The sequence below is a fragment of the Arthrobacter ginkgonis genome (assembly GCF_039540195.1).
GTDB classification, from domain to species: domain Bacteria; phylum Actinomycetota; class Actinomycetes; order Actinomycetales; family Micrococcaceae; genus Zafaria; species Zafaria ginkgonis.
This window is the reverse complement of the sequence record NZ_BAABEO010000009.1, coordinates 15,571-38,869: the sequence shown is the minus strand read 5'-3', so window position 1 is coordinate 38,869 and position 23,299 is coordinate 15,571. Positions and strand designations below refer to the sequence as shown.

23 protein-coding genes are annotated in these 23,299 nt (G+C 68.4%); 12 read left to right on the top strand and 11 right to left on the bottom strand.

Annotated elements, in window-relative coordinates:
- The first annotated feature begins 197 nt into the window (after positions 1–197).
- From ABD912_RS06770 to ABD912_RS06745, 6 genes are all read left to right on the top strand, one after another.
- Complete coding sequence (locus ABD912_RS06770; protein ID WP_345149494.1) at positions 198–578, top strand: cupin domain-containing protein; 381 nt, start codon at positions 198–200, stop codon at positions 576–578.
- A 1-nt stretch (position 579) separates the two neighbouring features.
- Complete coding sequence (locus tag ABD912_RS06765) at positions 580–1,149, top strand: dimethylamine monooxygenase subunit DmmA family protein (RefSeq protein ID WP_345149493.1); 570 nt, start codon at positions 580–582, stop codon at positions 1,147–1,149.
- A complete protein-coding gene (locus ABD912_RS06760; RefSeq protein WP_345149492.1) occupies positions 1,146–2,147 on the top strand; it encodes a PDR/VanB family oxidoreductase in 1,002 nt (333 codons plus the stop codon). Before ABD912_RS06765 ends, ABD912_RS06760 begins: the two co-directional genes overlap by 4 nt.
- Positions 2,144–3,127: a heme-dependent oxidative N-demethylase family protein gene (locus ABD912_RS06755; protein ID WP_345149490.1), complete on the top strand. Its 984-nt coding sequence runs from the start codon at positions 2,144–2,146 to the stop codon at positions 3,125–3,127. The genes ABD912_RS06760 and ABD912_RS06755 overlap by 4 nt, the downstream gene beginning before the upstream one ends.
- A 121-nt stretch (positions 3,128–3,248) precedes the next feature.
- Complete coding sequence (locus ABD912_RS06750) at positions 3,249–4,538, top strand: ammonium transporter (RefSeq protein WP_345149487.1); 1,290 nt, start codon at positions 3,249–3,251, stop codon at positions 4,536–4,538.
- A 99-nt stretch (positions 4,539–4,637) separates the two neighbouring features.
- Positions 4,638–5,237, top strand: coding sequence for a HutD/Ves family protein (locus ABD912_RS06745; RefSeq protein ID WP_345149486.1), 600 nt, complete (start codon positions 4,638–4,640; stop codon positions 5,235–5,237).
- Between the two features lie 43 nt (positions 5,238–5,280).
- Here ABD912_RS06745 and ABD912_RS06740 read toward each other — a convergent pair whose 3' ends face one another.
- From ABD912_RS06740 to hisD, 3 genes are all read right to left on the bottom strand, one after another.
- Positions 5,281–6,396, bottom strand: coding sequence for an alcohol dehydrogenase catalytic domain-containing protein (locus ABD912_RS06740; RefSeq protein ID WP_345149485.1), 1,116 nt, complete (start codon positions 6,394–6,396; stop codon positions 5,281–5,283).
- A 163-nt stretch (positions 6,397–6,559) separates the two neighbouring features.
- The gene (locus ABD912_RS06735) at positions 6,560–7,924 is read right to left on the bottom strand and encodes an MFS transporter (protein ID WP_345149484.1); all 1,365 of its coding nucleotides are present in this window, start codon (positions 7,922–7,924) and stop codon (positions 6,560–6,562) included.
- Between the two features lie 32 nt (positions 7,925–7,956).
- Complete coding sequence (hisD, locus tag ABD912_RS06730) at positions 7,957–9,303, bottom strand: histidinol dehydrogenase (RefSeq protein ID WP_345149483.1); 1,347 nt, start codon at positions 9,301–9,303, stop codon at positions 7,957–7,959.
- Positions 9,304–9,481: 178 nt separating this feature from the next.
- Between hisD and ABD912_RS06725 the strand changes: the two genes are divergently transcribed.
- The gene (locus ABD912_RS06725) at positions 9,482–10,483 is read left to right on the top strand and encodes a LacI family DNA-binding transcriptional regulator (protein ID WP_345149482.1); all 1,002 of its coding nucleotides are present in this window, start codon (positions 9,482–9,484) and stop codon (positions 10,481–10,483) included.
- Positions 10,484–10,576: 93 nt separating this feature from the next.
- Positions 10,577–11,209: a TMEM175 family protein gene (locus ABD912_RS06720; protein ID WP_345149481.1), complete on the top strand. Its 633-nt coding sequence runs from the start codon at positions 10,577–10,579 to the stop codon at positions 11,207–11,209.
- Positions 11,210–11,277: 68 nt separating this feature from the next.
- Here the strand turns inward: ABD912_RS06720 and ABD912_RS06715 are convergent, their stop codons facing one another.
- Positions 11,278–11,751, bottom strand: a complete 474-nt coding sequence (locus ABD912_RS06715) for a DUF1990 family protein (RefSeq protein WP_345149480.1) — start codon at positions 11,749–11,751, stop codon at positions 11,278–11,280.
- A gap of 139 nt (positions 11,752–11,890) precedes the next feature.
- On the opposite strand from ABD912_RS06715, the gene ABD912_RS06710 reads away from it, so the two are divergent.
- The gene (locus ABD912_RS06710) at positions 11,891–13,060 is read left to right on the top strand and encodes a GGDEF domain-containing protein (RefSeq protein ID WP_345149479.1); all 1,170 of its coding nucleotides are present in this window, start codon (positions 11,891–11,893) and stop codon (positions 13,058–13,060) included.
- A 190-nt stretch (positions 13,061–13,250) separates the two neighbouring features.
- Here the strand turns inward: ABD912_RS06710 and ABD912_RS06705 are convergent, their stop codons facing one another.
- Together ABD912_RS06705 and ABD912_RS06700 are read right to left on the bottom strand one after the other, a co-directional pair.
- The gene (locus ABD912_RS06705) at positions 13,251–13,931 is read right to left on the bottom strand and encodes an SDR family NAD(P)-dependent oxidoreductase (protein WP_345149477.1); all 681 of its coding nucleotides are present in this window, start codon (positions 13,929–13,931) and stop codon (positions 13,251–13,253) included.
- A 233-nt stretch (positions 13,932–14,164) separates the two neighbouring features.
- On the bottom strand, positions 14,165–15,379 hold the full coding sequence (locus tag ABD912_RS06700; RefSeq protein ID WP_345149476.1) for a glycerophosphodiester phosphodiesterase family protein: 1,215 nt from the start codon (positions 15,377–15,379) through the stop codon (positions 14,165–14,167).
- A 230-nt stretch (positions 15,380–15,609) separates the two neighbouring features.
- Between ABD912_RS06700 and ABD912_RS06695 the strand changes: the two genes are divergently transcribed.
- Entirely contained in the window at positions 15,610–15,795 is a 186-nt protein-coding gene (locus ABD912_RS06695) for a hypothetical protein (protein ID WP_345149475.1), read from the top strand.
- Positions 15,796–16,011: 216 nt separating this feature from the next.
- Here the strand turns inward: ABD912_RS06695 and ABD912_RS06690 are convergent, their stop codons facing one another.
- From ABD912_RS06690 to ABD912_RS06675, 4 genes are all read right to left on the bottom strand, one after another.
- A complete protein-coding gene (locus ABD912_RS06690; RefSeq protein WP_345149472.1) occupies positions 16,012–16,461 on the bottom strand; it encodes an ATP-binding protein in 450 nt (149 codons plus the stop codon).
- A gap of 79 nt (positions 16,462–16,540) precedes the next feature.
- Positions 16,541–17,269 carry an SDR family NAD(P)-dependent oxidoreductase gene (locus tag ABD912_RS06685; protein WP_345149471.1) on the bottom strand — a complete coding sequence of 243 codons (729 nt, stop codon included), beginning with the start codon at positions 17,267–17,269 and terminating at the stop codon, positions 16,541–16,543.
- Positions 17,269–18,504 (bottom strand): LLM class flavin-dependent oxidoreductase, encoded by a 1,236-nt coding sequence (locus ABD912_RS06680; RefSeq protein WP_345149470.1) that lies wholly within the window; start codon positions 18,502–18,504, stop codon positions 17,269–17,271. Before ABD912_RS06680 ends, ABD912_RS06685 begins: the two co-directional genes overlap by 1 nt.
- A 127-nt stretch (positions 18,505–18,631) precedes the next feature.
- Entirely contained in the window at positions 18,632–19,888 is a 1,257-nt protein-coding gene (locus ABD912_RS06675) for an MFS transporter (protein WP_345149469.1), read from the bottom strand.
- A gap of 119 nt (positions 19,889–20,007) precedes the next feature.
- Between ABD912_RS06675 and ABD912_RS06670 the strand changes: the two genes are divergently transcribed.
- Positions 20,008–20,892: a LysR family transcriptional regulator gene (locus ABD912_RS06670; protein WP_345149468.1), complete on the top strand. Its 885-nt coding sequence runs from the start codon at positions 20,008–20,010 to the stop codon at positions 20,890–20,892.
- Positions 20,893–21,399: 507 nt separating this feature from the next.
- Here ABD912_RS06670 and ABD912_RS06665 read toward each other — a convergent pair.
- Positions 21,400–21,657 carry a hypothetical protein gene (locus ABD912_RS06665; RefSeq protein WP_345149466.1) on the bottom strand — a complete coding sequence of 86 codons (258 nt, stop codon included), beginning with the start codon at positions 21,655–21,657 and terminating at the stop codon, positions 21,400–21,402.
- A gap of 320 nt (positions 21,658–21,977) precedes the next feature.
- On the opposite strand from ABD912_RS06665, the gene ABD912_RS06660 reads away from it, so the two are divergent.
- Entirely contained in the window at positions 21,978–23,021 is a 1,044-nt protein-coding gene (locus tag ABD912_RS06660; RefSeq protein WP_345149465.1) for a fatty acid desaturase family protein, read from the top strand.
- Positions 23,022–23,299 lie beyond the last annotated feature (278 nt).

Here is a 23,299-nt window from a genome sequence, read left to right as displayed (position 1 = left end):
TTTGTTCCCTGTCAGGAAACTTCGTTGAATACAAGTTACCAAGAGGCGCGTTTCCGAAAGACGCCGGCCACGTAAAAGATGTGTTTCCCCCGCGTCACGCCCGGAGCAACAGGCATTTAACCGGCCAGAAACCCGCAGGCGTTGAATTTCCTTCACCGTTGATTCTTGTCAGTGAACGAATCTGAAGAGGAGCAACGATGGACAACACTCTGCTGGGCACGTTGACGACGGCCGGCTCCATCCACAAGGTCGAGGGCGGGCACCTCGGATTGCCGAGCATGGACGTGGAAGGATGCAACGCCTTCATCGGCGACTCCCTGGCCAATCCCGGAGGATCCGCGATGAGCTCGGGCTTCTTCGAGCTGCACAAGGGCCAGCCCCTGGTCTACGAGTACACCTACGACGAGATGAAGGTCGTGGTGGCCGGCGAATTCATCCTGACCGACCTGGCCACCGGCGAAACCACCCTGGCCCGGGAACGGGACATCCTCTTCTTCCCGAAGGGGACCGCGGTCAAGTTCGAGACCGAGGACTCCGCCCTGGGCTTCTTCGTCGGCGACCGCACGTTCGCCCCCTGACATGGCGGCCTTCAGCAGCGTCCCGCCGGCGCAGGGCGCACCGCTCCCGGAGCGGGCCAGCGAGTACCTTGCCCTCTCCTTCGGGGATGCCGCGCGGACGGCGGCGGCGGCGTGGCTGGGGCAGGGCACGCCTGCGGCCAGACGGCGGCACATCACGGCCGCGGAGGCCGACGCCGGCGCGCTGGCGGCGCTGGCCTCGCACCTGGCCGGCGCCGCCGTCGGCCTCCGGGTGCTGCTGGCCGGAACGCAGTCCCAGGTCTACCGTGCGGCCGCCGCGGCGAAGGAGGCCGGCCTGATCGAGGAGGAGCTGAGCCTTGCAGTGATTGAGGAGGCCGTGATCGGGGACTCCGCCAAGCACGTCTACTGCCCGCACTGCGGCACCACCACCCCGAGCCGGGAACCCATCGGCGCCACGCCGCTCTGCGGCGGGTGCCGGCGCCGGCTTGAGATCTACCCCCACTTCTCCCGCCGGACGGCGAGCTACCTGGGCTTTATGGCCGACGCCGAGAAGCCCCTTCCTCCCTCTTCATCCCCCGAATCTGCATCCCCCGAACCGGAGGCAGTCCGATGAGCCTTGCAGCAGCCCCCGCCATGGCGGCCCGGCCGGAACGCCTCCGCGGCACATCCCGCCTTGAGCTCGTCGTCGCCCGTACGGCCCTCCTTGCCCCCGGCATCCGCCAGGTGGTCCTCCGCGACCCGGCCAGCCGCCGGCTCCCCAGCCATGCGCCCGGGAGCCACATCGTGCTCGAGTGCGGCGGCCGGACCAATGCCTACTCCCTCACCGGTCCCGGCGATGCGCCGGACGAGTACAGCATTTCGGTGCTGCACCGCCCGGACGGCCGCGGAGGCTCGTCCGCGGTACACCGCCTGCTCGCCGGCGAGCGCGTCCTGGCCTCGCCCCCGCGCAGCGCCTTCGCCCCGGTGGCCACGGCCCGGCGGCACCTGCTCATCGCCGGAGGCATCGGGATCACGCCCATGGTCTCCCACCTGCGCGCCGCCCTGGACTGGGACCGGCCCGCCGAACTGCTGTACTCCTACCGCCCGGGCGGTGCCGCGCATCTGGAGGAGGTCCGCCGGCTGTGCTCCGCGTCGCCGGCGCTCGCGCTGACCGAATTCTCCGGGCGCCGGGCGTTCCGGGAGGGCCTCGCCCAGGCGCTGCGCCGCCAGCCCCTGGGCACCCACCTGTACGCCTGCGGCCCCCAGGGGTTCATGGACCTGGTGCTCTCCGAGGCCCGCGCCGCCTGCTGGCCCGAATCCCGGCTCCATCTGGAGGCCTTCGGAGCGGCAGAGCTCGCTCCGGGTGAACCCTTTACGGCCAGGCTGGCCCGAAGCGGGCGCACGCTGCCTGTCCCCTCCGGCACCTCCCTCCTGGAGGCGCTGGAACAGGCGGGCCATCCGGTGCCGAACCTTTGCCGGCAGGGGGTCTGCGGCGAATGCGTGCTGCCCGTCAAGGCCGGCCGGCCCCAGCACCGCGACCTCTTCCTCGCTCCGGCCGAGAAGGCCGCCAACAACGCCATCATGTGCTGCGTCTCCCGCAGCCAGGACCCCGAATTGGAGTTGGACCTATGAGCGCGACACCCTCCTTCCTGGCAAGCCCGCGCCTGCAGCGCTTCCCCTATCCCTTCCCCCAGGACACCTACCGCTACAGCACCAACGTCGAGCCCGCCTTCCGGCACGTCGAGACGCAGGCCGGCGGCTGGGGCGAAAGAATGCTGGAGATCGACGCCGACTACCATGCGGAGCTGGCCGAACGGCGCGCCATCCTCGAGCGGGATCCGAGCCGGATGGCCCTGCTGGAGCACATGCGCCCCGCGGCCTGGGACGCCCTGGAGACCGTGCTGGCCACCCTCGCCGAGGAATACCCGGACCAGATGGAGTTCACTCGTTCGGGGCGCGCCTGCCATTGGGTGAACCGGCTGCTGGATGAGGACCGGCACTTCGTCATCGGGGAGGACTCCTCGCTCCCCGGCGGCCCCCTCGGTTATCTCTCCACCCAGATGCAGGAGGATGTCGCCCTGCTGGACCAGCGCGAGGACGCCCTCTGGCTCGACGCCGGCGCGATCACCTTCGCTGCCGACTGGTCGGTGGGGTTCGACGTCGGCATGCGGTTCCTGGAAGTGCACGGCCCGGTCCCGAGGGTGCACGAGGAACAGATCATCACCAGGGCCCAACAGTTCCTGATGCGCCTGCAGCCGGGCCAGGACTACCGCAGGACCAACTGGACCCTGACGGTGGACCGCCGCCTGGACACGTCCACGGAGACGTATCCGGAGTGGGGGCCCGGCCGCGCCTCCGTGGCGGACGACCCCGCCCTGCCGGAGCGCCTGCACCTGCGCGTGGAGGTCCAGCACCTGGTCCGACTTCCCCGCTCCGGCGCCATCATGTTCGTGATCCGCACCCACCTGGCCTCCCTGGCCGAGATCGCCGCCGTGCCGGCCTGGCGCGAACGGCTGGGCCGGGTCCTGGCCGAACTGCCGCAGGACATGGCCGATTACAAGGGCATCAGCCGGTACCGGGATGCGGCCTCCGCCTGGCTATTGAACTGCTGAGCCGCTGAACCCTTGGACCACCGAGGCATCCTTTCCACCTGCACCGTACCCACTAAAACGTACCCACCGCACTGTAAACACCGCACCGTACCCACTGCACCCTGAGAGATTGGAGCCCTTCGTGGACACTGGACACACCGCTTGGATCCTGGCCGCCGCGGCCTTGGTCTGCCTCCTGATCCCGGCCCTGGCCCTCTTCTACGGAGGAATGGTCGGCTCGCGCCGGATCCTGAACATGATGATGATGTGCTTCGGCGGCGTGAGCATCGTCGCCGTCCTCTGGACGCTCTTCGGCTACTCCGCGGTCTTCGGCGACTCCGTCGGCGGGCTGGGCCTGATCGGTGACGTCACGCAGTACCTTGGCCTGGGCCAGCTGATGCCCGAGGATCCCGAGGCGGCCGTCCCCGTTGCCCTGTTCGCGGCCTTCCAGCTGTTCTTTGCCGGCATCACCACCGCGATCATCGCCGGTGCCGCCGCCGGCCGGATGAAGTTCGGGGCCTGGATGCTCTTCGCCGGCCTCTGGTCCACCCTGGTCTACCTGCCGGTCGCCCACTGGGTGTTCGCCCTCTCCGCGGAGGACGGCAGCGTCACCGGCGGCTGGATCCTCAACGGCCTCAAGGCAGTGGACTTCGCCGGCGGCACCGCCGTGCACATCAATGCCGGGGTCGCGGCCCTTGCCCTCTCCCTGGTCCTGGGCCGCAGCGCCAACTGGCCCAAGAGCGAGCACGTCCGCCCCCACTCCCGCCCCCTCGTCCTCATCGGCGCGGGCATGCTTTGGACCGGCTGGTTCGGCTTCAACGCCGGCTCGGCCCTGGCGGCCGGCAACTCGGCCGCCGTCGTCTTCCTCAACACCGCCGTCGCCGGCGCCGCGGCCCTGCTGGGCTGGATCGCCGTCGAACGCCTCCGCTTGGGCCGCGCCAGCAGCATCGGCGCCGCCTCCGGCCTCGTCGCCGGCCTGGTCGCCATCACCCCGGCGTGCGGTGCGGTCAGCCCGCTGGGGGCGATCGCCATCGGTGCCATCGCCGGCGCCGTCTGCTCCCTGGCGATCGAATGGAAGTTCCGCCTGGGCTTCGACGACTCGCTCGACGTCGTCGGCGTCCACCTCGTCGGCGGCATCGTCGGCACCCTGCTGATCGGGCTCTTCGCCACCGAGGCTGCGCCCAACGGCGTCAACGGGCTCTTCTACGGCGGCGGTCTGGCACTGTTCGGCACCCAGGCCCTCGCCACCGCGGCCGTCCTCGTGTACTCCTTCATCGTCACCTGGATCACCGCCAAGATCGTCCAGCTCACCGTCGGCCTCCGCATCGACCCGGAGGACGAGCTGCGCGGGATCGACCTCGCGGCCCACGCCGAGGAGGCCTACCTGACGGACGAGGAACCGGTCCGGCTCGGCTCGCCGTCGCGCAGCTAGCCGGCACCCGAACCATCACGCACCCGAACCACAACTCTGTGGCGCCCGGGGCGGCCCGTCGCCAGCGGGCCCGCCCCGGGCGCCCTATTCTGGAGAACCATGGCAGCCACACCCTCCGGCCCGGTCATCCGCTTCGCCGACCTCAGCCCCTCCCCCTGGCTCAACGGCGCGGGGCGCACGGTTGAGCTCGCCGCCGGCGCGGGCCCGTCCCAGGATGGAATGTTCCCCGACGGAACGTCCCCCGACGGCGGCTGGGACTGGCGGCTGAGTTTGGCCGACGTCGACCGGCCGGCGCCCTTTTCCCGCCTTCCGGGCATTCGCCGCATCCTGACCATCGTCGACGGCGGTCCGCTGGACCTCACGGTCGACGGCGTCCTGCGGCGGGTGGAACGGTACCGTCCGTTCGCGTTCGACGGCGGCGCCGCGACCCTTTCGGCCCTTCCCGCCGGACCGGTCAGGAACCTCAACCTGATGCTCGGGCCGTCCGCGGTCCGCGGCACTGTCCACGGCTCGGTGGACATCGTCCCGGTCACGGAACGGCTGCCCGTCGAGGTGTGCGGGTTCCAGCTCGCCGTGCTCCTTGCCGGCGAGGCCACCGCGGCCGGCCGCCGGCTGGAGCGGTTCGATACCGTCCTCGGGCATCCCGGCGGGGAAACCGTCACCGGGACCGGGCAGCTGGCGCTGGTCAGTATCCGTTAGGAATTGGCTGGCCGACCGGCCCCGGGATCGGGCGCCGGGGACGCTAGTCGAACAGGACGATCTGGCGGACCGCCTTGCCGTCGGCCAGGTCGTCCAGGGCCTGGTTGATGTCCTCCAGCCGGATGGTGGCGGAAGCCAGTTCCTCCACCGGCAGCCGGCCTTCCCGCCACATCCGCTCGTAGACGGGGATGTCCCGGGAGGGCACGGCCGAGCCGAGGTAGGACCCGATGATGGTGCGCGCTTCGGCCGTGATTCCCAGCGGAGAAATGCAGGAGAGCGCCTGGGGCGAGGGAAGGCCGACCGTGACCGTGGTGCCGCCCGGCGCCGTTGCCGCCACGGCGGTTTCGAAGGCCTTGGGGTGTCCTGCCGCCTCGATCACCACGGGAGCCTTGATGCCGCGCTCCTCCACCTCCTGGGGTGAGTACGCCTGGGCCGCGCCGAGTTGGAGGGCGCGCTCGAGCTTGTCCGGGTTGGCGTCCACCCCGATGACGTTCCCGCCGGTTTCCGCCGTCACGGACAGCGCGGTCAGCAGGGCCGCCATGCCCACCCCGCCGAGGCCGACGATCATCACGTCCTGCCCCGGGGACGGTTTTCCGGCGTTCAGGACGGCCCCGCCGCCGGTCAGCACGGCGCAGCCCAGGACCGCGGCCACCGCGGGAGGCACGTCGCTTCCCACGGGAACCACCGAACGGCGGTTGAGCACGGCGTGGGTGGCGAACCCGGAGACGCCCAGGTGGTGGTTTACCGCGCCCCCGTCGCGGTGCAGGCGTGCATGGCCGCCCAGCAGGACGCCGTCGTTGTTCGCCTCGGATCCGGGAAGGCAGGGAAGCTTGCCGTCGGTGGCGCAGTTGGCGCATTCGCCGCAGCGGGGCAGGAACACGGTGACCACCCGCTGGCCCGGCTCCAGGTCCGTGACGCCCGGGCCGGTCTCGACGACGATGCCCGCCGCCTCGTGCCCCAGCAGCATCGGCAGCGGACGGGGCCGGTTGCCGTCCACCACGGACAGGTCCGAGTGGCACAGGCCGGCGGCCTCGATCTTCACCAGCACCTCGTCGGGTCCGGGACCGTCCAGTTCCAACTCGCCGACGGACAGGGGCCGCGACTGGGCGTAGGGGCGGGTCCGTCCGGCCTCTTCCAGTACTGCTCCGGTGATCTTCATGGTGTCCCTTTCGAAAACCCGCAGGGCGGGAGGCTTGTCTTGGGTGCGCCGGCCGGGAGCCTGATGGGCGAGTGCCCGACGCGAAGGCTACCGGCGCGAAGGTGCCCGGCCGGTGGATCCGGCCGGGCACCCAGTGGCTTGGGAGCTCAGTGGCTCGGTGGGCCTAGTTTTTCACCTGCACCTTTTCCCCCGCCTTGTCCTGGCCGATCGCGGCCCGGCCAATCGCGTCCAGGTCCAGGTCCTTGGTTTCCTTGGCGAAGGAGATCGAGACCATCGCGATCGCGGCGGACGCGATGATGATCAGGACCACCGGCCAGGTCCCCCCGCTCCACAGGACCAGGGCTCCGGCCAGGGCCGGCATGAAGCCGGCCAGCAGGATCGAGGCCATCTGGTAGCCCACGGAGATGCCGGAGTAGCGGACGGCCGTGGGGAACAGTTCGCAGTACATGGCCGGCAGCGGCGCGTACACCATCGCGTGGCCCAGGGACAGGAACAGCGCGACGCCCAGGATGATCGCCCACTGCTGGCCGGTCTGGACCAGGGCGAAGATCGGCCAGGCCGTGAGGATGATCGCCGCCCCGCCGAACAGGAAGGTCTTCTTCCGGCCGATGGAGTCGGAGACGCGCCCGAAGATCGGAATCATGATGATGTTCAGGGTGGACCCGATCATCACCGCCGTCAGCCCGTACTGCTTGGGCACCTGCAGGGTGGTGGTGACGTAGGAGAGCACGAAGACGGTGAACAGGTAGTAGTTTCCGGCCTCGGCGAAGCGTCCGAAGATGGCGATCAGCAGCGGCTTGCGGTGGTTCGCCAGCAGCTCCGGGATCGGCGCCTTCTGGTGCGTGGACTCCTTGGCCATCTTTTCCTGCTCGGCCAGGAAGGCCGGGCTCTCGGCGGCGTTGAGGCGGATGTAGAGCCCGACGGCGGCCAGGACAATGCTGGCCAGGAACGGGATGCGCCAGCCCCAGGTGGTGAAGGCGTCCCCGGTGAGGGCCCCGGCCGCCGCGACGGCGGCGGTGCCCAGCAGCAGGCCGCAGGAGACGCCGATCTGCGGCCAGGAGCCGTAGAATCCGCGCTTGCCCTTGGGGGCGTTTTCGACGGCGATGATCGCCGCGCCGCCCCATTCGCCGCCGACGGCGAAGCCCTGGGCCAGGCGCAGCACGCACAGCAGGATCGGAGCGAGGACTCCGACGGCCTCGTACGTGGGCAGCACGCCGATCAGGGCGGTGGACACGCTCATGATGGCGAAGGTCAGGATCAGCGTGGACTTGCGGCCCAGCCGGTCACCGAGGTGGCCGGAGACGAAGGCACCGATGGGGCGGGCGACGAAGCCCACGCCGAAGGTGGCCAGCGCCGCGATTTGCGAGATGCCCGGTTCGAGGGAGGGGAAGAACAGCGGCCCGAAGACCAGCGCCGCCGCGGTGGCGTACACGGTGTACTCGTACCATTCGACGATCGCGCCGATGGTGCCGGACACCAGGGTCCGGCGGCGGACCTGCTCAGGGGTCATGGTGTTGGTGATGCCCATGGAACTTACTCCATTCCCAGCCTGTGCCGGCGTCAGTTCTCGAAGGTGTGGTTGGACCACGGCAGCTGGGTGCCCCGGTACTTTGCCGCCCGGACATCGCCGGAGCGCGCGTGGCCCTCGAAGCGCTCCACGCGGGCCGCACGGCCGCAGAGCTCGCCGAAGAAGGCGCTGGACTCCTCGTTGGTGACTTCCTGGTAGGTGACAGTGCGCAGGTACTTGCCGACCCAGAGTCCGCCGGTGTAGCGGGCGGCGCCGCGGGTGGGCAGGACGTGGTTGGTGCCGATGACCTTGTCCCCGTAGGAGACGCAGGTGCCCTCGCCCAGGAACAGGGCTCCGTAGTCGTGCATCTTCTCCAGGGCCTCGCGCGGGTTCTCGGTCAGGACCTGCACGTGCTCGTAGGCGTACTCGTCCGCCAGGGCGTAGGCGTCGTCGAGGCTGTCTACGACGTGCACCGCTCCCCAGTCCCGCCATGCGGCCGCGGCGTAGTCGCGGGTGGGCATGTCGATGAGCAGCTCGTCGATGTGCTCCATGACCTTGCGTCCCAGCTCCTCGCTGGTGGTGATCAGCACCGCGGGGGAATCCGGGCCGTGCTCGGCCTGGGAGAGCAGGTCCACGGCCACGATGAACGGGTCGGCGTGCTCGTCGGCCACGATGAGGACCTCGGTCGGGCCGGCGAACAGGTCGATGCCGACCTCGCCGAAGAGCTGGCGCTTGGCTTCGGCCACGAAGGCGTTGCCCGGGCCGGCCAGCATGTTGACCGGCTTGATCGTTTCGGTGCCCACCGCCATGGCCGCGACGGCCTGGATGCCGCCGAGCAGGTAGATCTCGTCCGCCCCGGCCAGGTACATGGCCGCCACGGTGGCGTCCGGGACCTCGCCCTGGATCAGCGGGGTGCAGGCGGCGACGCGCTCGACGCCGGCGACCTTGGCGGTCACGATCGTCATGTGGGCGCTGGCCAGCAGGGGGTACTTGCCGCCGGGGATGTAGGCGCCGGCGGCGCGGATCGGAACGTTCTTCTGGCCGAGCCGGACACCGGGAAGCGTCTCGATCTCGAAGTCGCTCATCGAGTCCAGTTGCTTCTGCGCCACGACGCGCACCTGCTCCTGGACGAACTTGATGTCATCGATCACCTGCTGCGGTACACGAGCCATGATCTCAGACAGCTGCTCGGCTGTCAGGAGGAAGGAATCGGGGGCGTAGTTATCGAACTTCTGGGAGTACTCGCGCACCGCTTCGTCGCCACGGTCACGGATGTCCTGGATGACGCTCTCCACCGTGGCCCGCACCTGCGGGGTGCTGCCGGCGTTGACGCTGTTGCCCGCCGGGGACTTCAGCAGAACGGAGGAAACGGAGGAGGTGGTTGCCGACTGGACAGTCATGAGGGAAAGCCTTTCCATCTTCGTTGATGGGCCGCTTGGAGCGCCCGGGGTGCAGGTCGTTCTGCCCGCTTGGTAATCGACTGTATACGTATTCATCATCGGAGAAAAGACTTGTTTGTGATTTTGAATACGTATACAATCGCGAGGACGGACCCGTTGGAAACCTTGGGAGGATTGGATGGTCACAAGCCGCGACGTGGCACGCCTGGCGGGCGTTTCGCAGGCCACCGTCTCCCGCGTGATGTCCGCTCCGGCCAAGCTCTCCCCCGCCACCGCGGCCAAGGTCCACGCGGCCATGGAGGAACTGGGCTACGTCCCCCACGCCGGTGCCCAGGCCATGAAGACCCGGCGCACCAGGACCATCGGCGTCGTCGTGGCCGACCTGACCAACCCGTTCTATCCGGAGATCCTGGACGAGCTCACCCAGGAACTGGACGCCGCCGGCTACCGGGTGGTGCTGTGGAACGCCGGCGGCGGCAGCCACCAGGACGCCCTGACCGCCATCCGTGAACACGCAGTGGACGGCGTCATCTTCACCACCGCCACCGAGGAATCCGTGGAACTGCAGGCGGCGGTGGAAAAGGGCAGCCCGATCGTGCTGATCAACCGCGTGGTCGACCGCTTCGAATGCGACCAGGTCACCAGCAGCAACCGGGCCGGCGGCGCCCTGGTGGCCGACTACCTGCTGTCGCACAACAAGACCCGGGTCGCCTTCATCGGAGGCCGGCAGAACGCCAGCACCTCCCGCGACCGCGCGGCCGGATTCCTGGAGCGCATGCGCGAAGCCGGCCACCCGGTTCCGGAGGAGCTGAGCCTGCACGGCACCTTTTCCCACGACGTGAGCGCCGGCTTCATGGAGCGGCTGCTGTCCCTGCCGGAGCGGCCCCAGGCCGTCTTCTGCGCCAACGACTACATGGCCTTCGGCGCCCTCGACGCGCTGCGCCGGCACGGGCTCTCCGCCCCCCGGGACTGCTGGATCGTCGGCTACGACGACGTCGAAATGGCCGCTTGGGATTCCTTCAGCCTCACCACCGTCCGCCAACCGAGCCGGGAGATGGCCCGCGCGGGAGCCAAGCTGCTGCTGGAGCGCATCGAGTCCCCCGGCCAGCCCCCACAGCGCAGGGAATTCCCCTGCGAGCTGATCGTTCGCGGCAGTACCACCCCTCCCCCGCGCGGCTAGGTCGCATCCCCGGCCAAGGCGCACTACTGGACCGGAAGCCGGTCTGGTCGTGGAATGGTCCCTGACAGGCAAACGAGGGGACGCCGGTGGCCGATGAGCAATCTGTCTTTTGACCGCAGCACGACCGAGTTCGGGCGAAGCCTGTCCTTCTTCGACGCCATCTACGCGTTCGCCATCACCCTGCTCGTTACCAACGTCGACCCGCCGCCCGCGCGGTCCTGGGCGAGCCTCTCCGCGCTGCTGAACTCCCACCTGCCCAGCCAGCTTCTGGGATTTACGCTGAGCTTCGTGGTCATCGCGGTCTATTGGCGGGTGAACTTCCGGGTCATCGGCTCCATGGCGCTGATGAGCCACCGGCTCATCGTCTGGAACATCGTCGCGGTCTTCTTCATCATCCTCATCCCGTTCACCACCCAGGGAACCAGCGACCCGGAAACCGACGACCTTCCGCTTCCCACCGCCCTCTACGCCCTGAACATCGCACTGGCGTCCCTGTCACAGACCGCAATCTACCTGAGCGCCAGGAAACACGGCCTCACCCAGGCGGAAGCGGACCAGGGAAAACCCAGCCTCCGCCAGATCCTCCCCTTCCTGACCGTGCCTGCCGTCTTCCTGGCGTCCATCCCCGTCACGCTCCTGGCCGGCCCCTCCGCCGGCCGGCTCGTCTGGGCGGCGCTGTTCATCATCAACCCCCTCGTCGGCAGGCTCCTCTCCGCCGCCCGGTAGGCCGCCGCATCCGCGTCGATATGAATGGCCTGGATTGTCTCCATCGCCCTCCAGCAGTCTGCGGTGAATCAGCGGAGCGCGCGCAGGTACCGTTGTCGCACGATCCGCTGCGCGACCTGGAGGATCGGAAAGAGTGCCCGCCAGGGCTGCTGCGATGCCGCGCGCGTGAGCGAGCGAACGGTCAGGTGCACCTGGTCGCCGTGCCGGTGCACGATGAAGGCCTCCTCGCCGCTGACAGGGTGCCCCGGCAGGGTCCGGTACGCGAACCCGACCCGATCCGGCTCCCGCACGACGGCGACGACCTCCACCGGCTCAACGACGGTGACGCCGAGGCAGTGTGCCGTGACGATCACGCGCTCGCCTTTCGACACCGGCCCTGGGGAGCCCACGGCGAACCCGCTCTCGGTCTTCACCCTCCACCGGAGCACCTCGTCGGCCACCCTCTCCCACACCGGCTCGCCGGTTCCCACGAGTGCCGTCACTTCGGAGCGGCGGTATCCGCGGCGGCTGGGCGGCCATGCGGGAAGATCCGGATTCGTCATGGCGGCATTCTCGCACCGCTGAATGGCCGAGCGCCCCGCCTCTCGGGGACGCCGATCCCGCGGCGCAGGGCCGGCACCTGCAATAATCGGTTTCGGCAGTCGTCAGCCGGTCATCGGGAACAGGTAGAAACAGGTAAAAATGGTGCTCGATACCGTCACCCTGCGGGTCGCCTTCGGCGTCGTGGCGCTGACCCTGTTCCCCCTGTTCTACCTCGTCACCTACCGCCGCACCCGGTCGGCCTACAGCGGCTGGTGGTGCACCGCCATCGCCCTGTTCATCGCAGGGTGCTTCGCCTACCTGCTGAACGGAACCGTCCACCAGGTGTGGGCGAATCCGCTGGCAAACGTTCTGACGGTGCTCGGGGCCGGAAGCGTCTGCGCCGGGGCGCGGTCACTGCGGGCTGCCGCTTCCGGTGCGCGCAGGTCCGGGGCGCTCAGGCGCGGGACATGGCAGCTGGTGGCCGGACCGGCGGTGGTGGTGGCGATAGCGTCCGCCTTGGACAATCCGGCCACCAACCACTGGTCCGGGGGCCCGTACTTCCTGGCCATGATGTCCCTGCTGATCGGGCTGTCCTCGGTGGAGGTGTGGCGCCTGCAGCCGGACGACACCCGGGTCCAGCGGCCGATGGCCATGGCCGCCGGGACCGTGGCGGTCTACTACCTCGGCCGGTGCGTCACCTTCATCATCGACGGACCCCAGGGGCCGGTCTTCCGCACCGTCTTCGGTTCGGCCCAGACCACGCTGCTGACTATGATGCTGCTCGTCGTGGTCTCCTTCAGCATGGCGGCACTGAGCAACGAGCAGGTGACCCGGGAACTGCGCGCCAGCGCCATCCGGGACGGACTGACCGGGTTGCTGAACCGCAGCGGTTTCCTGCACCTCGCGGCCGAGGAAATGCGCCGGCTGGACAAGGCCGGCGTTCCCGGCGCGCTGATCCTGGCCGACCTGGACCATTTCAAGGCCGTCAACGACCGGTACGGGCACGCCGCCGGGGACCAGTCACTGCGCGCCTTCGCCGCCGCCTGCACCGCGACCATCCGTTCCACCGACCTGGTGGGCCGGTACGGCGGGGAGGAGTTCGTGCTGCTGCTGCCCGGGGCCGGCACTGACCAGGCCGAGGCCATCGCCCGGCAGATCAGCCACAGCCTCGAGGGCGTGCAGGCACCGGCGGGCTTTCCGCTGCCCACCGTCAGCTACGGCATCGCGCCCCTCGGCAGCGGTGACCTGAACGCAGTCATCGCCGCCGCCGACGTCGCCCTGTACGAGGCCAAAGCCCAGGGCCGCAACCGCGTCGTCCTGGCCGGATAACAGGCCGTCGCCCCTGACCGGAAGCGCGCCTGGCAACCGATAGGTTGCAATACGCCGGGGCGAGACCCTCAACGTGTGAACCACAGCGAGAAGTTGCAGCATTCTCGTGCCGCTATTTTGACGTAACGAACGGCTTAGCGGCATCCAGCCCCCGGGTCGCGGCGATGGCTTCGCCCGCGAGGTTGGGCAGTCACATCGAGGTGACGCCGCGTACGCGGTGGCCAACGGCGATCGACTCCCCGGAGATGGCTCCAGCGATCGGAGACACGAGGAACGCGATCAACGCAGCAACGTCGGAGGGCCGGGCCTCTCCCGCCTTGCCGATCGCCACCTCGGCCGCGGCGTCCTCACGCACGACGCCGGGACTGACCGTGTTGACCGTGATCCCCGTTCCGGCGACGGAGTCGGCAAGATTCTTCGCCGTGATGATGAGCGCCGCATTGCGCACCGCACCCGTCACATTTCCGGTGAGGAAAGCATTCTGACCGGAGACCCCGACGATGCGTCCATAGCCCGACTCCGTCATGACCGCCAGCGCGGCGTTCGCGACCCTGAGAAAACCGAGCGCCTTGGCGTCCACGGCTTCAAGCACCTGCCTCGGGTCCGAGTTGCGTGCGGGATCCAGGGTCTGCGCGCTGGGCGCCGCCGCGACGACGACGCCGTCCAGACGCCCATGCTCTTCGAGCAGCGTGGAGATTCCCGCGGCGACGGACGCATCGTCGCGGGCGTCCAGGACCAAACCCCCGCTCCCGCTGCGCGACGCAGCCACCGCCACGGCACCTTCCGCACGAAGGCGGTCGACCACTGTGCCGCCGATCAGCCCGGTCCCTCCGACGACGAGCACAACGCGTCCTGTCAGCTGCAAATCCATGCCATCACGCTAGCCCGCAATCCGATTTGCGACCAACGATGTCCGCAACGGGATCCTCTTGCAGTGTGCCTCCGTCCGGGACAACAGACGGCCATGAAAGTTCAAACGGGCGTTGCGGTGGGACAGGAGGACCTCCGGACGGTAGAAGACGAGACATCTCCCACCGCACCCGGAGGTCCTCCTGCACGTCAACCAGCAAGCCCGAGTGTCACCAACCTGCTGGCCGAGCACGGCTAGTTCGCGAAGGTGTCCAGCAGCTTGCCGCCGTCGGTCCACAGCGCCACGGAGTCGCCGGTGTTGTTCAGGACGTTCGCGGTGCCGTTGTTGTAGTAGGCCCCGGCGCTGTTGGTGCCGGCGCCGGTGTAGACGCGCAGTTTCGCGCCGGGATCCAGCACGTAGCCGTCGCCGATCAGCAGGATGGCGTTCGAGGCGTCGCGGATGACGTACCCGGAGACGTCCACGGAGCGGTTGGAGGTGTTGGCGACCACCACGTGCTCGCCGGTCTCGGCCTGCAGGTCCTCGCCCGGGACGTCGTTGACGCTGTCGGCGATTTCCAGGCCGCGGGCGGCCGGGAAGGGCTTCTGGCCCTCGAGGTAGCGCTCGGTCTGGATCGGGAAGTCTCCGGTCACCCGGTCGACGCCGAGGGCGATCGAGTCTTCGACGGCCTCCGTGGAGTTGACGGTGTAGACGCCGAGGCCCAGCCCGGCGTCCTTCACGCGCTGGGCGCCGGCTTCGTCCAGGTTGCGGTAGTTGGTGCCGAAGGCGTCGGCGAAGCCGGCGAAGCGCTCGAGCGTGGCAGCGTCCGGAACGGTGCCCGCCAACTGCTGTAGCGGGATCTCCGGGGCCAACTCGGCGAAGCGGACGTTGGAGGCCTCGTCGAAGCCCAGGACCTCGATCTTGTCCGCTTCGACGAGCTTCTTCCACTTCCTGTCGTTGGCCAGGTTGTCGGCGACGACCTGCTCGATGCCCGGCGAGTTGACCGGGGACTTGATCTCGATAAACACGCCGGTGCGCTTGCTCGCGGCGGCCGCGGCGTCGTCGAGGTGCGGGATCCCCTCCCCCGCGTGCTTCGCGGAGAAGTAGGAGCCGGCGTCGAGTTGCTGGAGCTCGTCCCAAGTGAAGGAGGTGATGGGATCGTCCTCGCGGCCCGGGAAGACTTCCTCGACGTTCGTGGTCCGGGCCGGAGTGTTGTCGTGGAACAGGAACGGCACGCCGTCGGCGGAGAGCTGGACGTCGATCTCGAAGAAGTCGGCGCCCGAGGCGCGGCCGTCCTTGAAGGCGGCGACGGTGTTCTCCGGAGCGGTGCCGGCTGCGCCCCGGTGGCCGATGACCACGGGGTCGCCCGCTGCGGCCGAGGCAGCGGAGGCCGGGGCCGCCCCGAAGAAGGTGAGTCCTACGGCGGCGGCTGCCGCGGATCCGATGAGCGCCTTGGCGATACGTGGTGACATCTGAGAATTGGTCCTTTGCATCGGGATGTTTCGGTCTGTTCCCCCCGCTCGAGGTTGTCGGCGTCGGACGTCCTGCCCGCCAACTGCGGCTTAAGGAGGCGTGAATGATCGCGGCCTGGGAAGAATGGCCGCATGACGACCAAGCGCCTGGCCCTCCGCGACGACTACCAAAACGTGGCGCCGGACTTCGAGTCCTGGGCGGAACGGGAAGACCGGGGGTCGAGGTGCAGGTGTTCCACGAACCGTTCGGCTCCGCGGCGGAGGTCGTCGAAGCGCTGCGGGGCGTCGAAGCCGTGGCGGCGATGCGGGAGCGCACCGCTTTCCCGCGCGAGGTCCTGGAACGGCTTTCGGACCTCGGACTGCTGATGACCGGCGGACTGGGCAACGCGTCGATCGATTTGACTGGTCGCCGATGAGGGGAAGGTCGGGGTCGGCTTCTACGACGTCACCCTCGACCGGAAGTGAGTCTTGCAACCGGTGGGATGCAAGACGGCCCGGTGAGGCAGAGGGGCAACCGCCGAAATCCACAGGCCTCGCCGCTGGCTGTGCCGGGCCCAGGGGGCGGTTCTTCGGCCGGGTTGACGGCGTTCCCGTGGGCCGACCTTTCAATGGATGATCGGTCTCGGGATGCTTTAGAGCCTGAAAGCATGCACATTTTCCAGGCGGACAGGGAACGGACAACGGCGATTGGGCACCGGGACCCCTCGTCGCGGAGAGGGGTTCAGCCCAGGCGCGCGAGCCCGGGAGTGGCCCTGAGCCTGCTTAGGGCCACTCCCGGTGGCCGTACCGGACGGTGGCTGGGCAAAGGACGGCGTCGGAAGTTTCAGGGTGAAAACCGTCTGGCGCGGGGTGTCCAGACCCAGATGGCAACCGATGGATCCGGCCAGTTCCCTGGCCAGGACCAGGCTCATTCCTTCGCCGGCGCCTCCGGTGCCATTGCGCTGGAAAATGTCTCCTGCGGGTCGCGGCCCCGTATCGATGATCGTGATGCCCAGATGCGTTCCCTCGTCGGCGGCGCGGACGGTTACGGTGCCCCGGCCGTGCCTGAGGGTGTTGTCGATGAGGACGTCGAGGATCTCCACGCGGCACCGGACGCGAGCTCTGCGCCAATCCCCCTTGCGCGAAGGGATCGCCGGGAGTCGTTCGCCAACCTCGGCGCAGTCAGAGCCCGCCGGCGACTCGGATCGTTGTGCCTGTGGCGTACCCGGCATCGTCGGAGAGAAGCCAGGCAACCGCTCCCGCGATCTCGCCGGGCTTGCCCGCACGACCCATCGGGATCGTGGCCGCGACCTTCGCCGGACGGTCGCGGTCCTGGTGGAAGTCGGTCCACACCGTCCCGGGAGCGACGGCATTCACCCGGATGTTCTTCCCTGCGAGCTCCCTGGAAAGGCCGACCGTGAGCGCTTCGACTGCGGCTTTCGCCGCCGCATAGTGGACATAGGTGCCGGCGCCGCCCAGCGTCGCGGCGGCGGACGAGATGTTGACGATGGAGCCACCGCCGGCCCGGCCCATCGGGCCGATGGCGTACTTGCTGCAGGCGATCACGCCCAACAGGTTCACCTCGAGATCCCGGCCGATCTCCTTCAGGCCATTGCCCTCGAGCGAACCGACTGCGGAGGCCGAGCCGGCGTTGTTCACCAATCCCGTCAGGGTGCCGAAGGCTTGGGCCCGGTCGAAGAGCTCGACGACCGAGTGCTCCTCGGTCGTGTCGGTCTGCAGGACGAGGGCGCGTTGACCCGTGCGTCGCACATCTGAGGCCACCTCCTCGGCAGCATCCCGATTCCGAAGGTAGGTGATGACGACGTCGTGCCCCTCCGTCGCCAGCCGGCGGCTGACCGCGGCACCGATTCCGCGGCTCCCACCGGTGACCACCGTCAACTTGCCCGCCATCATGCTCCCCGCGGCGCAGGCGTGGCGGCGGTCTCGCGTTTGACGACGGGGAGCACTTCGGTCATGAACAGTTCGAGGGATTCGTTGACCATGGCCCAGGGAAGGTTGCCCACGTCGATCTGGCCCAGGAAGCGGTCGATTCCGAGCAGCTCCACGCGTTTCAGGATCTCCTCGATGACCTGCTGCGGACTGCCCACGGGAAGGCCGTGCTGGATCCATTGGTCGAAGGCCTGGCGGGGGAACGTGCCGCCTCGGGTCATGCCCATCTGCCGCAAGTACTCGGCATAGTAGGGGTAGAAGGAGTCGCGGGCGCCCTGCGAGGTCTTGCCGATGAACATGTGCCCGCTGGCGCCGAGGCGCAGCTTGGCGGGATCGTGTCCGGCCTGCTCGGCGGCGCGGTGGTAGAGCTCCACGCGCGGGACGAACTGCTCGGGGCCCGTGAAAAAGCCCATGATCATGGGCAGCCCGAGCATGCCGGCGCGCATGGCGGAAGCCGGAGTGCCGCCAATGGCCACCCAGACCGGCAGCGGTTCCTGCTTGGCGCGGGGAACGATCGGTGCCTGGTCCAGCAGGGCGCGGTGCCGGCCGTGCCACGTGACCACCTCCTCGTCGCGGATCTGCAGGAGCATTTTCAGTTTCTCGTCGAAGAGCTCGTCGTACTGGGCAAGGTCGTAGCCGAACAGGGGGAAGGATTCGGTGAAGGCGCCCCGGCCGGCGACGATTTCGGCGCGACCGTGGGAGAGATGGTCGAGGGTGGCGTACTGCTGGTATACGCGCACGGGATCCTGGCTGGAAAGCACGGTGACACCGCTGGTCAGGCGGATGCGCTCGGTCACGGAGGCCATGGCGCCCAGGACCACCTCTGGGGCGGACAGGGTGAAATCGGGGCGGTGGTGCTCGCCCAGCGCGATCACGTCCAGCCCGCCCTGGTCGGCCTTGCGGGCGAGCTGAACGAGCTGGGTGAGGCGCGCGGTCGTGTCCGTGGTGGCCTTGCCATCCGGATGCTGGTTGATCTCCCCGAAGGTGTAGATGCCGAGTTCCATGGGATTGTCCTTGTCGTAGTCGTCTTGGTCGGCCATAAAGGGGGGCGGGTGTGGCCGGAGGATCAGTGAGCCGCGGCGGGCGTTGCAGGCGAGCTCGAGCTGCTTCTCAAGGCCCGGCCGGTCGAACCGCCCCGTGAAGATCTCGGGACCCGGCTCCAAGGCCGCACCGGCCGCCAGCGGATGACGGCCCACGGCTTCGGCATGGCCATCCGCGGGGGTCTGCCCGCCCCGGAGCCCCTCCCCCTATTTGGGCCTCCGCCGGAGGGTTAACCGCGCCGCCTGCCGCAACGGCGCGGACCGGTGGCGGCGCGCTTTGGGGTCAGGTGGTGGTGCGGGTTCGGCTCAGGCCGGCGACTCCGGCCAGGAGGGCGAGGAGGAAGCCGACCAGCCACGTCATGGCGGTGACGCTGGAGACGTACTGGGTGACCACGCCGAGGCCGAGCGCCGGGAGGCTGAGGCCAAGGTAGGAGATGAGGAAGAGTCCCGCGAGGGCTTCTCCGCGCTTGGCGGGGGCTGCCTGCGAGGCGACGGCACCGACGGCGGACTTGAACAGGACTCCCGCGCCGATGCCAGTGACGCTGCCGGCGATGAGGAAGACCGGCAGGTTGGCCAGGTGCATGCCGACGGTGAGGGCGAGCAGTCCGATGGCCTGTGCGCTCAGGCCCAGGGCCAGCTTCGCGGTCGCAGGGATGCGGCTGGTGAGGATCTGGGCGACGGCGGCGGAGCCGAAGACGGCGAACACCACGAGCCCGGCAATGGCTCGTGAGGGTTGGTTCAGTACGCCGCCGACGAAGGCGGGGGCGACGGAGGTGAAGACCCCGAAGACGGCGAAGGAAGCGAACCCGGCGGCGAGGGCGGCGATGTAGCGGTTGGGGTCGCCGTGGTTGGCGCTGGGGAGCTGGGGCCGGTAGGCCGGGCGCGCCACCTGCTTTTCCACCGTCTCCGGAGCCAGTGCGACGGCGACGATGCTCAGGATCAGCAGGACCGTGAAGACGATGTAGGGCGTGCGCAGCGGCGCGTCCACGTACTGGGCCAGGACGCCGGCCACCAGCGGGCCGACCCCGAGGCCGCCGATGTTGGTCACGGTGGAGACGATCTCGAAGCGCTGGTTGGAGGCGCCCGGGCGGTGGCGGCGGTGCAGGTCGTGCAGGTGCGCCGTCGCGGTGGCGGTGAGCATGCCCATGCCCAGGCCGCTGATGAAGCGGGCCAGCAGCAGGACCGGCAGGATCGGCTCGGCGAGGAACATGACGGCCGCGGCCACTTCAAGGCCGAGGGACAGAACCAGGATCTTTTTGCGCCCCGCCCAGTCCGAGATGTGCCCGGCGAGGATGAGGCTGATCATCACGCCCAAGGCGTAGACGGCGAAGATGACGGTGATCATGAAGGTGGAGAACCCGTCACGAGCCTGGTACAGGGAGTACAGCGGAGCCGGGACGGCGCAGAACGCCATGGAGGTGAGGAACGCAAAGGCGATGAACCAGAACCCTGCGTGGTGGCGGGCCGGGCTCGGGGTGGGGCGCCACGGGGCGTTGGCCGCACCGCCGGCGTCGACAGGGGTGTATGTCCGGGTGGACATGGGTTGCTCCTAGGGGGGTGTGGACGAATTGGGTGTGTTTCCAGTTTCGGGAAATCCATCCATCAAGTCCAACGGTCATTGATGCGCGCACCTATCTCTGAATGCGATAGATTGATGGAATGGAACTGCGTCATCTGGAGTACTTCGTTGCCGTCGCCGAGGAGTTGAGTTTCACCGCCGCCGCCGCACGCCTGCACGTGGTGCAGTCGGCCGTGTCGGCAGGCGTGAAGGCGCTGGAACGGGAACTGGAGGCGACCCTGCTCGAGCGGACCTCCCGGCGCGTCGATCTCAGTGAGGCCGGCGCCGCGTTCCTGCCCCACGCCTACGCCACGCTCGATGCCGCCCGGGACGCCCGCGACGCCCTCGCCCAGGTGCACGGCGGGTTGCGGGGCACCGTGCGGGTCGGCACCATGACGTCGGTCGGCATCATCGACGTGCCCGGACTGCTCGGCGACTACCACCGCCAACACCCCGGCGTCCTGCTGCAACTCAGCGCCGTGCCTTCCGGCTCCCTGGGATTGGTCCAAGCCGTCGCCGAGCGCCGGCTCGACCTGGCCTTCGTGTCCATCCCCGGCGAGAACCCGCCCCACGTCACGCTGACCGACCTCGCCCGCGAGCCCATGGACCTCGTCCTGCCAACTGACCACCCGCTCGCGGGGGCCACCACAGTGGCGGTCGCCGACCTCGCAGGCTACGACTTCATCGACTCACCCATCGGCTACGGCAACCGCGCCGTCGCCGACCGGGCCTTCGCCTCCACCGGCACCACCCGCCGCGTCACCATCGAGGTCACCGACATCGCCACCGCCCCTTCCTATGTCCGCAACGGCCTCGGCATCGCTCTCCTGCCCCGCTTCGCGCTCCACGACATCCACGACGTGGCCGTGCTGCCGGTCACCGGCGCGGACCTCGTCTGGCCCATGTCGCTGGCAACTCCCAGCGATCGCACACTCGGCACCGCCGCCTCGGCACTGGTGAAAATCATCCAAGACAGGCTCACGTAGGTACGCCGAGGGGAAAGCGAAGAGGTCAAGGAGACCTCGTCCTGGCGACGGACTCCGGGGGTGTGTTCAAGTTCAGGTACCGGCCCTGAACGCAGAGCGAATCGCACGGCACCCATGACTCGCGAACGCAACGCGGCTGGGCACCATAAGAGACATCGGTACGCGCCCGCGAAAGAGGCGTCGCACGGTCTTCCTAAGGGACAGTTTCTTGAGACACCGCTCGGTGTCGCTGGTCACCCAGGAGGATACTCACAGCGGCTTCAATGGACGTCCGCATCGACCGAAAGCGTGTCTTGCAACCGGAGGGATGCAAGATACTCCGGCGAGACAGAACACCGCTCCCGGAAGTGCGATTGTTTGTTCAGCTCAGGTACACCCGGGCCGGGGGAGTTGGGGGCCTTTTTCATCACTCGCACCTTGTGAGGTGCTTTCGACACTCGTGAGCCGCTCTGGGAAGTTTCTGTGCGCGACGTGGGAGCTTCCGGGTCGCCCCGGGCCCGGCTGGTGCTACCGCTCCTTGTCCGGGCCGAGTTCGGGCTTGGCGACGCTGAATCCCGTCTCCGTCCAGCCGCAGTTCTGGCAGGTCCACCGCACGCGGCGCATGACGAAGGGCATGTCCTGCCGGTGTTCCTCCCAAGCCGGCGCTTCGGCGGACTCGAGGTCGTCGTCCATCAGTTGGTCAGCGACGTCTTCGTCCCACCGCTGCTCCTCCGCCTCGGCGATGCTTCCACTACCGCAGCGCGGACATTTCTCCGGACGCCTCATACTGCGAGAATACGCCCCCACCCCCCTCCGGAACATCGGCCGCGAAGGGATGTGCAGGCGGCCGGCCCCCGGCATTCGGTCCGGACAGGTACCGGCAACGCAGCGGGGTCGGGCGGGGCACAACAGGCACAAGATCGTGGAAAAGATGCTTCCGAGATGCACCCGTCGGTGCGCCGGGCCGGCCGAGTAGGGGGGCGCGAGGCATCGTATTGAACGAGGGACGCGCCCTATTTAGAGTTGGGGAATGAGCCGAGTTTCGTCCACGTGCACTGTGGTTGGCAGCAGGGCGCGGGGGTGGAGGCCGTGCAGGAGGACACGCCGTGGCCGCTGACCGCTATGTGGAGACGTACCGACAATTAAGCAAGGCTGTGCACGACGCAGGGTTGATGCGTCGCCGCTACGGGTTCTATTGGAGCATGATCATCGGCTTGGTGCTGGCCTTGGCGGGGCTGTTGGCCGCCGTCATTCTCCTGGGCGAAACCTGGTACCAGTTGATCATCGCCGCGCTGATCGGGGTGGTGATGGCTCAGTTGGGCTTCCTGTCGCACGAGGCCGCGCACCAGGAGATCTTTGCCTCCCGGGCGTGGAATGAGTGGGCGGCTCGAATGCTGGCCGGGCTGTTTGTGGGCCTGAGCTACGGCTGGTGGATAGCCAAGCACAACAGCCACCATGCGCGCCCGAATCAGGAGGGCAAAGACCCTGATCTGGACTCGACCGTGCTGGCGTTCACCCCCGACGCCAGCGATCGGCGTACGGGTCTCGGCTCCGCACTGGCCAAGCATCAAGGAACGTTTTTCGTTCCTCTGCTGTTGCTCGAGGGGCTGTATCTCCACTACATCTCGTTGAGAACGCTCTTTGCCAAACCGGGCGTGCCGCACCGATTCATCGAGATCGCGCTGATCGTCGCCCGGCATGCCGCATTCCTGACGTTGCTGTTCGTCGTGTTGCCGGTGGGAATGGCCTTCACGTTCGTCGGCGTCCAGGTAGGCGCCTTTGGGTTGCTGCTGGGTGGGGCGTTTGCGGTCAATCACATCGGGATGCCCACCGTCCCCGCCGGTGTCCGCATTGATTTTCTGCGCCGCCAGGTGCACATGTCCCGCAATATCCGGGGTGGCCCGCTGGTGCGGTTCCTGCTGGGCGGGCTGCAGTACCAGATCGAGCACCATCTCTTCCCCGTGGCTGCTCGGCCCAGCCTTCCGGCGCTGCAGAAGTTGGTCCGTGAGTACTGCTCCCAGTACGACATCCCGTACACGGAAAGGACGCTGTCCGACGCAGCCACGACGGTGGTGACGTACCTGAACCAGGTCGGGTTGAAGAACCGGGATCCGTACGTGTGCCCCCTTGTGCGGCGGTACCGGGGGTGATGCCGCAGCCGATTGCGGCACCGGGACATGAATACGTGGACACCGAGGAAGGAGCCTGCCCGATGAAAGTAACCGTCCACGGTGCCATGTGTGTCGCATCCGGAAACTGTGGCTACGTTGCCGCCAAAGTTTTTCGGAACCGAGAGGAAAACGGCGGATACGTCGAACTCCTGGATCCGAACCCGCCTGAGACCGAATGGGAGGCCGTCCGGGAGGCAGAGTATCTGTGCCCCTCGGGGACGATCCAAATCGAGGACCGCCCGATTCCGAGTGGATAA

Coding starts and splice junctions, on each gene's coding strand:
- ABD912_RS06770 (WP_345149494.1), top strand. CDS start 198: ATGGACAACACTCTGCTGGGCACGTTGACGACGGCCGGCTCCATCCAC.
- ABD912_RS06765 (WP_345149493.1), top strand. CDS start 580: ATGGCGGCCTTCAGCAGCGTCCCGCCGGCGCAGGGCGCACCGCTCCCG.
- ABD912_RS06760 (WP_345149492.1), top strand. CDS start 1,146: ATGAGCCTTGCAGCAGCCCCCGCCATGGCGGCCCGGCCGGAACGCCTC.
- ABD912_RS06755 (WP_345149490.1), top strand. CDS start 2,144: ATGAGCGCGACACCCTCCTTCCTGGCAAGCCCGCGCCTGCAGCGCTTC.
- ABD912_RS06745 (WP_345149486.1), top strand. CDS start 4,638: ATGGCAGCCACACCCTCCGGCCCGGTCATCCGCTTCGCCGACCTCAGC.
- ABD912_RS06740 (WP_345149485.1), bottom strand. CDS start 6,396: ATGAAGATCACCGGAGCAGTACTGGAAGAGGCCGGACGGACCCGCCCC.
- ABD912_RS06735 (WP_345149484.1), bottom strand. CDS start 7,924: ATGGGCATCACCAACACCATGACCCCTGAGCAGGTCCGCCGCCGGACC.
- hisD (WP_345149483.1), bottom strand. CDS start 9,303: ATGACTGTCCAGTCGGCAACCACCTCCTCCGTTTCCTCCGTTCTGCTG.
- ABD912_RS06725 (WP_345149482.1), top strand. CDS start 9,482: ATGGTCACAAGCCGCGACGTGGCACGCCTGGCGGGCGTTTCGCAGGCC.
- ABD912_RS06720 (WP_345149481.1), top strand. CDS start 10,577: ATGAGCAATCTGTCTTTTGACCGCAGCACGACCGAGTTCGGGCGAAGC.
- ABD912_RS06715 (WP_345149480.1), bottom strand. CDS start 11,751: ATGACGAATCCGGATCTTCCCGCATGGCCGCCCAGCCGCCGCGGATAC.
- ABD912_RS06710 (WP_345149479.1), top strand. CDS start 11,891: ATGGTGCTCGATACCGTCACCCTGCGGGTCGCCTTCGGCGTCGTGGCG.
- ABD912_RS06705 (WP_345149477.1), bottom strand. CDS start 13,931: ATGGATTTGCAGCTGACAGGACGCGTTGTGCTCGTCGTCGGAGGGACC.
- ABD912_RS06700 (WP_345149476.1), bottom strand. CDS start 15,379: ATGTCACCACGTATCGCCAAGGCGCTCATCGGATCCGCGGCAGCCGCC.
- ABD912_RS06685 (WP_345149471.1), bottom strand. CDS start 17,269: ATGGCGGGCAAGTTGACGGTGGTCACCGGTGGGAGCCGCGGAATCGGT.
- ABD912_RS06675 (WP_345149469.1), bottom strand. CDS start 19,888: ATGTCCACCCGGACATACACCCCTGTCGACGCCGGCGGTGCGGCCAAC.
- ABD912_RS06670 (WP_345149468.1), top strand. CDS start 20,008: ATGGAACTGCGTCATCTGGAGTACTTCGTTGCCGTCGCCGAGGAGTTG.
- ABD912_RS06665 (WP_345149466.1), bottom strand. CDS start 21,657: ATGAGGCGTCCGGAGAAATGTCCGCGCTGCGGTAGTGGAAGCATCGCC.